General features: G+C 44.9%; 8 protein-coding genes. 1 reads left to right on the top strand and 7 read right to left on the bottom strand.

From position 1 onward, the window contains the following. Positions 1 to 12 precede the first annotated feature (12 nt). A complete protein-coding gene (locus J0L83_01685; GenBank protein MBN8663253.1) occupies positions 13 to 921 on the top strand; it encodes a GNAT family N-acetyltransferase in 909 nt (302 codons plus the stop codon). Here the strand turns inward: J0L83_01685 and J0L83_01680 are convergent. The 7 genes from J0L83_01680 to J0L83_01650 form a co-directional block, all read right to left on the bottom strand. Then, positions 910 to 1,590: a 2-C-methyl-D-erythritol 4-phosphate cytidylyltransferase gene (locus J0L83_01680; protein MBN8663252.1), complete on the bottom strand. Its 681-nt coding sequence runs from the start codon at positions 1,588 to 1,590 to the stop codon at positions 910 to 912. The two genes, J0L83_01685 and J0L83_01680, sit on opposite strands and share 12 nt — an antisense overlap. Positions 1,591 to 1,595: 5 nt before the next feature. Further along, complete coding sequence (locus J0L83_01675; GenBank protein ID MBN8663251.1) at positions 1,596 to 2,585, bottom strand: carbohydrate kinase; 990 nt, start codon at positions 2,583 to 2,585, stop codon at positions 1,596 to 1,598. Positions 2,586 to 2,592: 7 nt separating this feature from the next. Continuing rightward, positions 2,593 to 4,002 (bottom strand): amino acid permease, encoded by a 1,410-nt coding sequence (locus tag J0L83_01670; protein MBN8663250.1) that lies wholly within the window; start codon positions 4,000 to 4,002, stop codon positions 2,593 to 2,595. Positions 4,003 to 4,052: 50 nt separating this feature from the next. Beyond that, positions 4,053 to 4,637: an OmpH family outer membrane protein gene (locus tag J0L83_01665; protein ID MBN8663249.1), complete on the bottom strand. Its 585-nt coding sequence runs from the start codon at positions 4,635 to 4,637 to the stop codon at positions 4,053 to 4,055. A 126-nt stretch (positions 4,638 to 4,763) separates the two neighbouring features. Continuing rightward, complete coding sequence (gene rpoC / locus J0L83_01660) at positions 4,764 to 9,047, bottom strand: DNA-directed RNA polymerase subunit beta' (GenBank protein ID MBN8663248.1); 4,284 nt, start codon at positions 9,045 to 9,047, stop codon at positions 4,764 to 4,766. Between the two features lie 105 nt (positions 9,048 to 9,152). Continuing rightward, on the bottom strand, positions 9,153 to 12,956 hold the full coding sequence (rpoB, locus tag J0L83_01655; GenBank protein MBN8663247.1) for a DNA-directed RNA polymerase subunit beta: 3,804 nt from the start codon (positions 12,954 to 12,956) through the stop codon (positions 9,153 to 9,155). 264 nt (positions 12,957 to 13,220) lie between these two features. Beyond that, positions 13,221 to 15,236 (bottom strand): M13 family metallopeptidase, encoded by a 2,016-nt coding sequence (locus tag J0L83_01650; GenBank protein MBN8663246.1) that lies wholly within the window; start codon positions 15,234 to 15,236, stop codon positions 13,221 to 13,223. Positions 15,237 to 15,303 lie beyond the last annotated feature (67 nt).

Genomic DNA, 15,303 nt, shown 5'->3' with positions numbered 1-15,303 from the left:
TTACATTTACGTATGCCACAAGCGCAACTCATTCCTGCATCTGCAATAGACTCCCAAAGATGGGACGCACTGATTGCACAAAGCGACAATGGACTGATTTATGCGCAAACAGCTTACCTACATTCCATGGCCGGCGACTGGGATGCGATTGTATTGGACGATTACCGTGCTGTATGGCCACTACCCTGGCGCAAAAAATGGGGCATTAAATATTACTACACACCTGTATTCATACAACAACTCGGCTTGATTGGATCTATTGAAGCAGGTGATATGAATACCTGTATTGAACTGATGAAGCAAAGAGTTTCATTAGCTGATTTACAACTTAATTTTTCAAACGACACTACTGCTATTAATTCCAAACAGACAAGAACAAATTTTGTCCTCAACCTGAATCAATCATTTGATGAGTTGCTCAAGCATTGTCAATCAGGATTTCGCACCACCTACCAGCAGTTGATCAAACAATCATCCTTATCATTTACCACGAGCGATGATTATGCAGGAATCATAGATCACTACTATGAACTGTATCAAGCAAAACACCAAAGCCTGCAGAAAAATGATGTACAACAGTTCAAATCTTTGATTGCGCATTACGCAGCAGCTGGTCAGTGTAAATTACACGTCGTTAAAGCAGATAATAATATTTATGCAGCAAGCATCCTACTATTCGATAATAAACGCATTTACAATATCCTGAACCTACTGACAGAACAAGGGCGCAAAACACAAAGCAATTACCTGCTCTATGGCTCAATGCTTGCTACGTATAGTAATCGAAATGTCTTATTTGATTTTGAAGGATCTGATCTGCCCGGCGTACAAGCTTTCTATGCCAAAATGCAGCCCACCAATCAACCCTATAAACAATGCAGGCTGAATCAACTGCCCTGGCCCCTGCGTTTATTCAAGTGAGTTTCTTTCTTCGAGAATACGCTCTGCCATCAGGAGATCAATAGGTCTGGTGACTTTGATATTGCTATAATCACCAACAATCAAATGCACCACTCCGCCAGCCGCTTCCACAACAGTTGCTTCATCTGTAAAAGCATCACGGTAGGCTTGCTGAAAAGCTGCTTTCAAGACCTGCGCAGGAAATGTTTGTGGCGTTTGAATAATTTGAACGAACTGTCTGTCCACCACATGATGATGACCATCAGCAGCACTTAAGCGAACACTGTCCGTAGAAGCTACAGCAGGCACAGCTGAACCTTTTTCAACTGTTTGTGCGTAACAAGCTTTTATCAATTCTGGACTAATCAAACAACGTACACCATCGTGTACAAAAATGATCGCATCATCCGGTGCAGCCATCACCCCATTTTTCACTGAAGCAAAACGGGTATCGCCACCAACAATGAATTGAATATCTGCCTCAGGGAAATCAGTAGCAATGGCTTTACCATTGTCAATATGCGCTTCCGGCAACACCAAGATGATTTGCATATCATTGTATGCATCGAGAAATGCGCGAATCGTGTACCACAATAATGGCTTGCCTTTGAGCATTAAGAATTGTTTGGGCGTTGCGCTACCCATACGCGTACCGGAACCACCGGCAACAATCACTGCTGTTTTGGTGATTTGCATCATGCCAGCAGCAAATTACATTCGTGTAATAATTTATCTCTATTGATGGCCATGGTGCCTACTTCTTCGCAAACCAAACCACCTGCGATATTAGCCATCTTAGCAGCCAGGTCCATATTGCCTTTGGTAGCAGCATACACCAATGAAGCTGTTGCAATCACTGTATCACCTGCACCACTTACATCAGCAATATTGCGCACGTGTGAAGGAATCAATGCTCGCTGCTGCTCACCTTGATAGAACACCCCTTTTTCAGAAAGTGTAATAAAGGAATAACGATGTTGCAATGCATCATGCAATGCTTGATGCACAATATTCAGGGAGTCAAGATTAACTTGTGGTATTGACAAATTCAATCCCTCTTTTACTTCTTTCAAATTGGGCTTGAAAATATCTACACCCTGATACGCCAAAAAGTTTTTCTTCTTAGGATCTACAGCAGTATGCACTCCGTATCGCTTGCACAAAGTAATGGTTTCTGTAATCACGCGGGCAGTCAATACACCTTTGTTATAATCTTCCAGAATCAGGATATGCGGTTGCACTTGCTGCAAATGTTGTTCTACCATTTTCAACAGCTGATCCTCCAATGCAGCATCAATATCATTGGTATGCTCTGCATCCAAACGCATCATCTGTTGGTTTCTGCCAATGATGCGGATTTTATTTGTGGTAATTCTCTCTTGTGCATGCAAGAGCGTCTGTACACCAATCCCTGCTTCACGCAGCATATTGGTCAACATAGTGCCATCCGCATCATCACCAATTACAGAGATCATGGTGGTTTGCGCACCCAATGAGGCCGTATTCAAAGCCACATTTCCTGCACCACCAATACGGTATTCTTTTTTATTCAATGCCACTACAGGTACAGGCGCTTCAGGTGAAATACGATCCACCTGTCCCCACCAATAAGTGTCCAGCATCACATCACCTATAACAGCAACGCGTACTTGTGTAAAGTCTTGAAACAATTGTTGAAAATCCATGCCCGCATTATTTTTTGCGTCCTGCAACATAGTACAAAGGTATGCCTGCCAATGCAATCAGCAGACCTACACCGGCATAAGTTGGTTTCATCTTGATGAGGAAGAAACAGAATACCAATGCCAGTACAATATAAATAGCAGGCAACACAGGATAACCAAATGCCTTGTATGGTCTTGGTGCATCCGGCATTTTCTTGCGCAGAATAAATATGCCAATGATGGTCAATGCATAGAACAATACCACCACAAATGCCACCATATCCAACAGATCACCATAACCACCGCTCAAACAAAGCAAGCTGGCCCATGCAGCCTGAATCCATAAAGCATAAGCAGGTACTGCGTTCTTATTTAGTTCAGCGGTCTTTTTGAAAAAGAGTCCGTCTTTAGCCATGGTATAATATACACGGGCGCCGGCGAGAATCAATCCATTATTACAACCAAATGTGGATACCATGATCATCACAGCGATGATGAGTGTACCGGCATCACCAAATATCTTCTGCGAAGCAGCAACAGCCACACGATCATTGGCAGCAAATGCAATATCATTCAAGGGCAAAACTTTCAAATACATCAAATTGGCGGAGATGTAAATGATGGTTACAATAGCAGTTCCCAAAAACAAAGCCAGTCCAATATTCTTACTAGGATTCTTAATCTCACCCGCAATGAAAGTGACATTGTTCCATGAGTCGCTACTAAAAATAGAACCTACCATAGCAGCGGCAATAGCACCAACCAATACAGCACCACTAATGGGCAACCAAGAGCCAGTACCTGCATCATCTTTCACAAAGCTGCTCGCCTGCATACCAGTTTCCCAGTTGCTACTCCAGAAACTTTCTTTCGCTAACACAAAGCCGAAGAGAATCAAACCAAACAATGCTACCAGCTTCGCTGTGGTAAATACGTTCTGAATAATCTTACCACCCTGCACACCTCTTGTATTGGAATATGTCAGGAATAGAATCATGACTATCGCCAGAATCTGTGCCGCCGATATTTTTAACCCCATGATATTGGCTAGCACATTGTCTTCACCAAGCCATGGAATCAAATACGCAGTATACCTACTGAATGCAACGCCTACAGCTGCAATCGTGGCTGTTTGTATTACTGCAAAGAAACTCCAGCCAAATACAAACCCTGCCAGTGGATTGAATGCTTCTTTCAGGTAAACATACTGTCCGCCTGCTTTGGGAAACATGGCGCTCAATTCGCCATAGCTTAGTGCTGCTGTAAGCGTCATGAATCCGGTGATGGCCCAAACGGCTACCAGCCAGCCGGCACTGCCTACATGGCGGGTAATATCCGCACTCACAATAAAAATACCGGAACCAATCATGCCGCCGGCCACAATCATGGTGGCATCAAGCAGACTAAGGGTGGGTTTGAACTGGGGTGTTTCTTGCATAAAAAATCCCGCTTTAAGCGGGATGAAGATAATTTTTATTGAGCAGAATCTTAGTTTTTCTTGTACTGCTGATTCAGGCCTTTTACCACTTCATCAGTGATATTATAGACCGTATCCTTGAAGTACATAAACTCGGGTGCGCTGGAGAAAATATAGGCATAACCTTTCTGTGCGTTATACACTTTCAGGTAGTCTTCTATCTTCTTCTTTACATCAGTCAGCTTCTTCAATTGCTCATCCTGCAATTCTTGAGAAGCCGCTTGCTCTTTCAAAGAGTAGTTACGCTCCATTTGTTGCAGATCAGCCGTTGCATTCGCCTGCTCAGTTTGGGTCATGGTCTGACCTTTTTCCTGATAGCCCTTCAGCTTGCTGAGATAAGCACTTTTCAGCGAATTCAGTTCAGCAGTTTTCTGCTGCTCTACTTTACGCAAACCTTCTCTGATCTGAATAAAGTAATCAAACTTATTCTCTATTGAGTCCATCTCAAAATAGGCAATGCGGAAACCATTGGCCGCAGCTGCATTGTTACCACCGGTTGCAGGCGCAGCAGCTTTGCTACCAGAGAAATGCAGATAAAACAATACCGCTACAGCAACTACGAGAACGGCATTCAGTGCAATAGTCAGATTCTTCATGAAAGGCTTTTTATAAAATTACCGGTTCATTTTCTACCGGTTCTGTTAAACGTTTACAATTGGGGGTATTAAAAGGAAAGTAGGAAGTGCTGCTTCCTACTTTCTATTTTTTATCAGCAGGGCTGATTATTCTTCATCATCGAAACTCATGGCTTCGCGGGTAGTGGCGAGTACTTCATACTCTTCTTTGCTACCAACGATGAGGTTCTCAAACTGCTTCTGACCGGTACCGGCAGGGATCAGGTGACCTGTGATCACATTCTCCTTCAGACCGAGCATGGTATCTGTTTTGCCATTGATCGCAGCCTGGCTAAGCACCTTGGTTGTTTCCTGGAAGGACGCTGCAGAGATCCAGCTTTGTACACCCAGAGATGCTTTGGTGATACCAAGCAATACTGGTCTTGCTGTAGCCGGACGAGCATCACGTACTTCCACCAGCTGTTTGTCTGCACGACGCAGGATAGAGTTTTCTTCACGCAGTTCACGAAGTGTTACGATCTGACCAGCGCGCAGTTTGCTGCTATCGCCCGGGTTAGTAACTACTTTCTTATCGTAGATACGATCGTTCTCTTCGATAAAGTCAAATCTGTCTTCCAGATCTTCCTCTAGGAACTTCGTATCACCTGCATCCACGATTTCTACCTTCTTCATCATCTGGCGTACGATCACTTCAATGTGCTTGTCGTTGATCTTTACACCCTGTAAGCGGTATACTTCCTGAATTTCGTTTACTACGTATTCCTGTACAGCGAAAGGTCCTTTGATTGCGAGGATATCCGCTGGTGCGATCTGTCCATCAGACAGCGGTGCACCTGCTTTTACGAAGTCACCATCCTGAACCAGAATCTGACGGGTAAGCGGTACTAAGTACTTCTTCACCATGCCGTCCTTAGACTCAACGATGATTTCGCGGTTACCACGCTTCACGTTACCGAAGCTTACCACACCATCAATCTCACACACAATCGCAGGGTTACCCGGATTACGTGCTTCGAACAATTCAGTTACACGTGGCAGACCACCCGTGATATCGCGGAGCTTACCAAGGATACGTGGAATCTTCACCAACACCTGACCAGCTCTTACCTCATCGCCTTCTTCTACAACGATGTGTGAACCTACAGGCAGGTTATAGTTCTTCACTTCCTTACCATCTACATAGATTGAAGGAATCTTGGTCTTATCTTTTGTTTCGATAACCACTTTCTCACGGTGACCAGTTTGCTCATCAGCTTCATCACGGTAAGTAACACCATCGATGACACTTTCAAAACGGATGGTACCATTTACTTCAGCAACAATTACGTTGTTGAATGGATCCCATGTACAGATAGGCTCACCCTTCTTCACTTGCTGACCATCTTTCACCACCAGTGTAGAACCGTAAGGAACGTTATTGGTAATGAGCAAACGATCATTCTTCACATCCATGATTCTCACTTCACCTGTACGACCGATAACGATCTGTACTTTCTCACCTTCATTATTCGTAGCAGTTACTGTACGCAGACCATCGAACTGAATCGTACCATCGAACTTCGCATTCAATGAAGATTCTACTGATGCAGAACCCGCAACACCACCCACGTGGAAGGTACGCAGTGTCAACTGGGTACCTGGTTCACCAATTGACTGTGCAGCGATAATGCCAACTGCATCACCAGCCTGAGTGATATAACCAGTAGCCAGGTTCTTACCATAACATTTCACGCACACACCGCGCTTGCTTTCACAAGTCAGTACTGAACGGATTTCTACAGTCTCAATACCACTATCTTCAATACGCTTAGCAATATCTGTTGTGATCTCTTCACCAGCAGCAATGATCAACTCATCAGTCTGAGGATCAAAAACGCTGTGCAATGAAGTACGACCTTCGATACGATCGCTCAGTGGCTCGATAATATCTTCATTATCCTTCAATGCAGATGTTGCAATACCACGGAGTGTACCGCAATCTTCTTCAGAGATAACTACATCTTGAGATACGTCAACCAAACGACGAGTCAGGTAACCGGCATCGGCTGTTTTCAAGGCCGTATCGGCAAGACCTTTACGCGCACCGTGCGTAGAGATGAAGTAATCCAATACGTTCAGACCTCCTTTGAAGTTTGACAAGATTGGGTTTTCAATTACTTCTGAACCAGTAGAACCACTCTTACGCGGCTTGGCCATCAGACCACGAATACCTACCAGCTGTTTTACCTGTGTTTTAGAACCACGGGCACCTGAATCCAGCATCATGTAAACAGAGTTGAAGCCCTGCTTATCATTCGCCATTTCACGAATCAGGGTTTCTGTGATACGTGTATCCACACGGCTCCAGATATCGATCACCTGGTTATAACGTTCGTTATTGGTGATCAGACCCATGTTATAGTTTTCCCACACTTCCTCAACTTCTGTCTTGGCATTATCCAGAAGCTCGTTACGCATATCCGGAACGATCAAGTCATTCACGTTGAACGACAGACCACCACGGAAGGCCATGCGGAAACCAAGCTGCTTGATATCATCCAGGAACTTAGCAGTTGCAGGAACGTTGGTAATCTTAATAATATCGCCAATGATCTCACGCAGATTCTTCTTGGTGAGCAATGCGTTGATGAAACCTACTTCCGCAGGTACGTGCTGGTTGAAGAGTACGCGACCAACAGTTGTGTCGATCAGCTTCTTCACCAACTTGCCGTTTTCACGCACATTGGTTTTCACTTTAATATTTGCATGCAGATCAACTTTGTTTTCATTGTAAGCGATCAGCACTTCTTCCATGTTGTAGAAAGCCTTGCCCTCACCTTTTACGGTTTCAGTAGCAGTGGTTTTCTTACCCTTGGTGATATAGTACAGACCAAGTACCATGTCCTGAGAAGGCAGGGTGATTGGTGTACCGTTCTGTGGGTTCAGGATGTTGTGTGAAGACAACATCAGCAACTGGGCTTCCAATACAGCGGCATTGCTCAAAGGCACGTGCACGGCCATCTGGTCACCATCAAAGTCGGCGTTGAACGCAGAAGTTACCAATGGGTGTAACTGAATGGCCTTACCTTCTACCAGTTTTGGCTGGAACGCCTGGATAGACAAACGGTGCAGTGTTGGGGCACGGTTTAACAATACAGGGTGACCTTTCAGAATATTTTCCAAGATATCCCAAACAACAGCTTCTTTTTTGTCAACCAGTTTCTTGGCAGACTTCACTGTTTTTACGATACCTCTTTCAATCAGTTTACGAATGATAAATGGCTTGAACAATTCAGCTGCCATATCTTTTGGCAGACCGCACTCATGCATTTTCAATTCAGGACCTACTACGATTACGGAACGACCAGAATAGTCAACACGCTTACCGAGCAAATTCTGACGGAAACGGCCCTGCTTACCTTTCAGGATATCAGAGAGAGATTTCAATGCACGACCACCTTCAGCCTTAACCGCATTTGATTTACGGCTGTTATCGAACAATGAATCAATCGCTTCCTGCAACATACGCTTCTCGTTACGCAGGATCACTTCTGGTGCTTTGATCTCCAACAGACGCTTCAAGCGGTTGTTACGGATGATCACACGACGATACAAATCGTTCAAATCAGAAGAAGCGAAACGACCACCATCCAAAGGCACCAATGGACGCAGTTCTGGTGGAATCACCGGAATGTACTGCATCACCATCCACTCAGGACGATTGGTAATACGAGATGATGCATCGCGGAAAGCTTCCACAACACTCAAACGCTTTAACGCATCTGCTTTACGCTGCTGAGAAGTTTCAGTAGCAGCAGCATTACGCAGGTTATAACTTAATTCATCCAGATCGATGCGTGCCAGCAAATCATGCACAGCTTCTGCACCCATCTTAGCGATGAACTTCTGAGGATCTTCATCAGGCAGGTATTGATTGTCCTTCGGTAAAGTATCCAACAAATCCAGATACTCTTCTTCAGTCAATAAATCACCTGTTTTCAGGTTTTCTTTGATACCACCCTGGATCACTACATAACGCTCGTAATAAACGATGCTCTCTAATTTCTTAGAGCTCATACCGAGCAGGTAGCCAATCTTGTTAGGCAGACTCTTGAAATACCAAATATGTACTACAGGCACCACCAGTTTGATGTGGCCCATACGCTCACGACGTACTTTTTTCTCGGTTACTTCTACGCCACAACGGTCGCAGACAATACCCTTGTAACGAATGCGCTTGTACTTACCGCAGGCACATTCGTAGTCCTTTACAGGACCGAAAATTCTTTCACAGAAGAGACCATCACGCTCCGGCTTATAAGTACGGTAGTTAATGGTTTCAGGCTTCAATACTTCACCAAAGCTGCGCTCCAGAATGGTATCGGGAGAAGCCAGACTGATGGTGATCTTTGAAAACGTGGATTTTGCACGTTGCTCTTTTCTGATTGCCATAGATGTTTAAGCTTTTAGCTTAAGGCCGCCGCTACGAGCTGGCAGCAAATGATTGAACAGAATATGGTGAAAGCCCGGTACTCGTAGTACCAGGCTTTACTGTTATTAATCGAACTTCAGATCCAGACCCAGACCTCTCAATTCGTGAACCAATACGTTGAATGATTCAGGAATACCAGCGCGAGGAATATTATCACCCTTCACGATAGCTTCGTAAGTCTTGGCACGGCCGATGATATCATCAGACTTGATGGTGAGCAGTTCCTGCAGGATATTGGCAGCACCATAAGCTTCCAATGCCCATACTTCCATTTCACCGAAACGCTGACCACCGAACTGAGCTTTACCACCGAGCGGCTGCTGGGTAATCAAGCTGTATGGTCCAATTGAACGTGCGTGCATTTTATCATCAACCATGTGGTGCAGTTTGATCATGTAAATCACACCCACAGTGGCTTTCTGGTGGAAGCGCTCCCCTGTTTCACCATCATACAGGTAAGTATGACCGTTCATCGGGATGCTTGCTTTCTGACACAGTTCCTCAATTTCTGTAGTGGTTGCACCATCAAAGATTGGTGTTGCAAACTTCACGCCCAGCTTCATACCTGTCCAGCCGAGGATGGTCTCGTAAATCTGACCCAGGTTCATACGGCTTGGTACGCCCAATGGGTTCAGAACGATATCAACCGGTGTACCATCTTCCAGGAATGGCATGTCTTCTGCACGTACAATCTTGGCAACGATACCCTTGTTACCGTGACGACCCGCCATTTTATCACCCACTTTCAGCTTACGCTTCACAGCCAGGTAAACCTTAGCCAGTTTCAATACACCGGCTGGCAGTTCATCACCAATAGAGATATTGAACTTCTCGCGCTTGTAGCGACCGAGTTCTTCGTTGTACTTGATATTGAAATTGTGCAACAGGGTGTTGATCTGCTCATCAGTTGTGGTATCACCAGTCCAACCCAAAGGATTCACGTTCTGGTAATCGATACCAGCCAGATTCTTTGCATTGAACTTAGCGCCCTTACCAATCAGCACTTCACCAAAGTTGTTGCTAACACCTGCAGAAGCTTTATCCTTCAGTAACTGACCGAGCTTGCTGTACAGCTGCTCACGCAGTTCTTCTTCATTCTGCTGGTGAATCTTTTCTACTTTCTCCAACATCGCTTTCTCACGCACTTTCGCATTCTTATCCTTCTTCGCGCGCTGGAACAGTTTCTTATCAATCACCACACCTTCAGTACCGTTAGGTGCTTTCAGTGAAGCATCCTTCGCATCACCTGCTTTGTCGCCGAAGATGGCGCGCAGCAGTTTTTCTTCTGGTGTAGGATCAGATTCACCTTTAGGTGTAATCTTACCAATCAGGATATCACCTTCTTTGATAGTAGCACCAATGCGGATGATACCGTTCTCGTCCAGATCCTTGGTTGCTTCTTCAGAAACGTTTGGAATATCTGGAGTCAATTCTTCTTCACCCAGCTTGGTATCACGAACTTCCAGTTCATACTCTTCAATGTGTACTGAAGTGAACAGGTCTTCGCGCACTACTTTCTCGCTGATTACGATGGCATCCTCGAAGTTGTAACCCTTCCAAGGCATGAATGATACCAGCAGGTTTCTACCCAGTGCCAGTTCACCATCCTTAGTTGCGTAACCTTCAGTCAGGAAATCACCCTTCTTCACCTTCTGTCCTTTTCTAACCGCAGGGCGCAGGTTGATACAGGTGCTCTGGTTGGTTTTGATGAACTTGGTGAGTCGGTATACTTTCAGATCGTCTTCAAAACTTACCAGACGATCGAGGTCGTTTCTTTCATAACGAATGTGGATCTCATTCGCATCAACGAATTCAACCACACCATCACCTTCAGCGTGAATCTGGATTCTCGCATCACGTGCAGCCTTACCTTCCAGACCTGTACCCACGATTGGGTTTTGAGGACGGATCAATGGTACAGCCTGACGTTGCATGTTTGATCCCATCAACGCACGGTTGGCATCATCATGCTCCAGGAATGGAATCAATGAAGCACTCAAACCTACAATCTGGTTAGGCGCAACGTCCATGAATTCTACTTCCTGCTTTTCCAGAATCGGGAAGTCACCTGTCTGACGAGACACAACGCGCTCATCAGTTAAGTTACCCTTCTCATCCAACTTAGAGCTGGCCTGGGCAATCTTAGCAGTATCTTCTTCTTCCGCGCTCAGGAAAGTGAGCTGCTTCATATCCACTTTACCGTCGTTTACTTTACGGTAAGGTGTTTCGATGAAGCCCATATCATTAATTTTCGCGTGTACGCAAAGTGTAGAGATCAAACCGATGTTTGGACCTTCTGGTGTTTCGATGGTACACAGACGACCATAGTGGCTATAGTGTACGTCACGAACTTCGAAGCCTGCGCGCTCACGACTCAGACCACCGGGTCCCAGTGCGGAGATACGACGCTTGTGCGTGATCTCACTCAATGGGTTGGTTTGATCTAAGAACTGAGACAGCTGAGAAGTACCAAAGAATGAGTTGATCACAGAAGACAATGTTCTGGCATTGATCAAATCAACCGGTGTAAATACTTCGTTATCGCGCACGTTCATACGCTCACGGATGGTACGGGCCATACGAGCCAGACCAACACCGAATTGTGCATACAACTGCTCACCTACGGTACGTACACGACGGTTGCTCAGGTGATCGATATCATCGATTTCAGCCTTCGCATTGGTAAGACGAACCAGGTATTTGATGATTTCAATGATATCATCTTTAGTCAACACTTTCTTCTCTAATGGGAAGGTCAGGTTGAGCTTCTTGTTGATTTTGTAACGACCTACTTCACCCAGATCATAACGCTTGTCTGAGAAGAAGAGCTTGTCGATAATACCACGTGCAGTTTCATTGTCCGGAGCATCCGCACCACGCAATTGGCGATAGATGTGCTGAACCGCTTCCAGTTCACTGTTAGAAGTATCCTTGTTCAGGGTATTGTAGATGATCGCATAGTCACCACCCACATCTTCTTTCTGAATGAAAACACTCTTCACGCCCAGCTCAACAATGGTGTCGATTGCTTCTTCATCGAGGATGGTATCGCGTTCCATCACGATTTCATTACGCTCGATGCTCACCACTTCACCGGTATCTTCATCCACGAAATCTTCAACCCATGTTCTCAACACACGAGCAGCCAATTTCTGACCTACATGGTTAGCAAGTGTTTTCTTATCAGCCTTCACTTCGTCGGCCATACCGAAAAGTTCCAGGATGTCTTTATCAGTTTCGAAACCGATAGAACGGAGCAGCGTTGTTACCGGGAATTTCTTCTTACGGTCGATGTACGCATACATCACGTTGTTGATATCTGTAGCAAATTCCATCCATGCGCCTTTGAAAGGAATCACACGGGCAGAATAGATCTTGGTACCGTTGGGGTGAATAGACTGGCCGAAGAATACACCAGGTGAACGGTGTAACTGGCTAACCACTACACGCTCAGCTCCGTTGATCACGAAAGTACCGCGTGGGGTCATGTAAGGAATGTTTCCAAGGAATACATCCTGCACAATAGTCTGGAAATCTACGTGCTCCTCATCGTTACAGCTCAGACGCAGTTTTGCCTTGAGGGGAACAGCGTAAGTAAGTCCACGCTCCATACACTCTTCAATAGTGTAACGCGGTGGATCAATGAAGTAGTCGAGGAATTCCAGTACGAAGATGTTACGGGTATCCGTGATAGGAAAATTCTCCTTGAATACACGGAACAAACCTTCGTTGTTACGCTTGTCGGGTGTGGTCTCTAACTGGAAAAACTCTTTAAAGGATTCTAACTGGATGTCCAAAAGATCAGGAGCGTCAGCCAGGTGTTTTGTCTTACCAAAGCTGATCCTGTTGTTCAGAGTAGTTGTAGACATAGTATTTAGGTAACCGGTTTTTTAGCCAACTAGCCGGGGCGTTGAAACTTACAGGTTTCTTACGTCCTGATTAACAGTCGATTGCGCATCTCATGGCCATGAAACGAATCGACACGAGCTAATTAGCTGAAATTTAAAGGACTGCAAAGGTAATGAATGAGACAAAACGGCAAAAACAAATTTTGGACCAAACTGCCCATTGTGCAAAAATAAAACGTCCACCCGGCTAGTTTCGGGTGGACGTTTGTTGGAAAAAGGCTGGTTTTACCAGACTCTGGCCCTATCTGCTGCCGGTCTGAATAGTTTATGCTTTTCTGTCACCCCAAAAGCCTGATAAAAAGGCTCAAAATTACTCAGAGGGATGTTTACACGGGCTTCTTCAGGTGAATGCGGGTCTGTGGTGATACGGGTACGCATGGTTTCCGGACGGTTGATCAGGCGCCAAACCTGGGCATAACCCAAGAAAAAGCGTTGGGCCGGACTAAATCCATCGATTTTATCGGTGGATTTGGCTTGTTCGGTCAGCTGGAAAGCATCCCAGGCAATGGCCAAACCGCCAAAATCGGCCAGATTTTCGCCCAAAGTGAGCTCTCCATTTACATGAAGGCTGTCCAACACCACAAACTTGTTATACTGATCTACCACTTTAGCGGCTTTACCCTTAAATAAATCCGCATCCTTGGCTGTCCACCAATCTTTCAGGTTACCCTGCGCATCATACTGACGGCCCTGGTCATCAAAGCCATGGGTCATTTCATGACCGATTACCAAACCGATAGCACCATAGTTCACTGCATCATCAGCACTCATATTGAAGAAGGGGAATTGAAGGATACCCGCTGGGAAGACGATTTCATTAAATGTTGGATTGTAATAAGCGTTCACGGTTGGCGCTGTCATCCCCCACTCTGTTTTGTCAACTGGCTTACCAATCTTGCCAATCATTTCTTTCCAATCATGCTTGGCTACACTACGCATATTGGCATAGAAATTATCGCGACTGATTTCAACATCATCAAATGATTTCCATTTATCAGGATAGCCAATCTTACGTATAAATGCATTGAGTTTTTCCTGTGCACGCTGCTTGGTAGAATCACTCATCCAATCCAGCGCATTGATTCGCTTGCTAAATGCTTTCTGCAAATTGCTCACCAATTCATCCATTCTTTGTTTGGCTTCAGGTGGGAAGTATTTCTTAACGAATACTTCGCCCAGCAGATCGCGTAAGCTACCATCCGTCATATCAACCATGCGTTTCCAACGTTCGGGCTGCTTGGATGCTCCGGAGAAGATTTTATTGAATTCAAAACGTTCATCGCGGAACGCTTTGCTGAGTAAAGAAGCGTTTGATGAAATATAATCATAACGAACTTTCGCTTTCCATGCATCAATAGATTCAGATGCGAGCAGTTTACTCAAAGCCTGATAGTATTTAGGCTGAGACACATTCACACTATCTGTTTGAATACCCATCAGGTTTAAGTTCTGCGCAATAGACAGATTGGGTGCTATTTTATCCAAATCTGCAACAGACATTTTGTTGTAATTCTTCACCGGATCACGCTGCTCTACTGGCGTCAGATGCGAAGCGGCAATGGCTGTTTCCAATTTCAATACAGTAGCTGCGGCTGCATCAGCTTTCGCCGCATCCATACCAGTTAATTTGAAATAAGCTGCAATGTGTTGTACCAGCTTATTGCGCTGCATCACCGTAATGGAATCTGTCTTGGTATAATAATCCTTTTCAGGCAAGGATAAACCAGTCTGATAAAGCACCAGAATATTCTTAGTGCTATTGCGCTCATCAGCACCTACATACATACCCAATAAATCGCCATCACCTTCCTTGGCACTGCTTGCCAAAAGTTGGAGCAGTTCTTTATAATCTTTGACTGCATCAATTTTTGCCAGCATGGGTTGCAATGGTGTATACCCTGCTTTTTCAATGGCAGCAGTATCCATGCCGCTTGCATAAAAATCACCTACTTTTTGTTCAGCACTACCCTTTGGATGATCTTTCTTCTTGGAAAGGTCTTCCAAAATTTCATGCATCTTTTTCAGGTTCTCTTCATAGAGCGTATAGAAGCTACCCCAACCACTCTGGTCATCAGGTATCTTAGTTTGCTTCATCCAACCGCCGTTGGCATAGCGAAAGAAATCATCCCCGGGATGCACACTGGTATCCATACCAGCCACATCGAATGTGATGGATTTAGCTCCGTCGTTTTTGCAACCAATCATCGCAGCTGCAAATAAAAAAGGCAGGACTTTTTTCATGTAAACGATTTAGAGCAGAAAATTAGCCATTTCAATCCTTATCGCCTCACCGTTTACAAAAAAGCAA

The organism is Chitinophagales bacterium (genome assembly GCA_017303835.1).
Lineage (GTDB): Bacteria > Bacteroidota > Bacteroidia > Chitinophagales > Chitinophagaceae > JAFLBI01.
Note: the sequence above shows the minus strand (reverse complement) of the source record. Positions and strands in the feature narration are given on the sequence as shown.

Excerpts from the sequence above, each read along its gene's own strand:
- J0L83_01685 (MBN8663253.1), top strand. The coding sequence starts at position 13 with ATGCCACAAGCGCAACTCATTCCTGCATCTGCAATAGACTCCCAAAGA.
- J0L83_01675 (MBN8663251.1), bottom strand. The coding sequence starts at position 2,585 with ATGGATTTTCAACAATTGTTTCAAGACTTTACACAAGTACGCGTTGCT.
- J0L83_01670 (MBN8663250.1), bottom strand. The coding sequence starts at position 4,002 with ATGCAAGAAACACCCCAGTTCAAACCCACCCTTAGTCTGCTTGATGCC.
- J0L83_01665 (MBN8663249.1), bottom strand. The coding sequence starts at position 4,637 with ATGAAGAATCTGACTATTGCACTGAATGCCGTTCTCGTAGTTGCTGTA.
- rpoC (MBN8663248.1), bottom strand. The coding sequence starts at position 9,047 with ATGGCAATCAGAAAAGAGCAACGTGCAAAATCCACGTTTTCAAAGATC.
- rpoB (MBN8663247.1), bottom strand. The coding sequence starts at position 12,956 with ATGTCTACAACTACTCTGAACAACAGGATCAGCTTTGGTAAGACAAAA.
- J0L83_01650 (MBN8663246.1), bottom strand. The coding sequence starts at position 15,236 with ATGAAAAAAGTCCTGCCTTTTTTATTTGCAGCTGCGATGATTGGTTGC.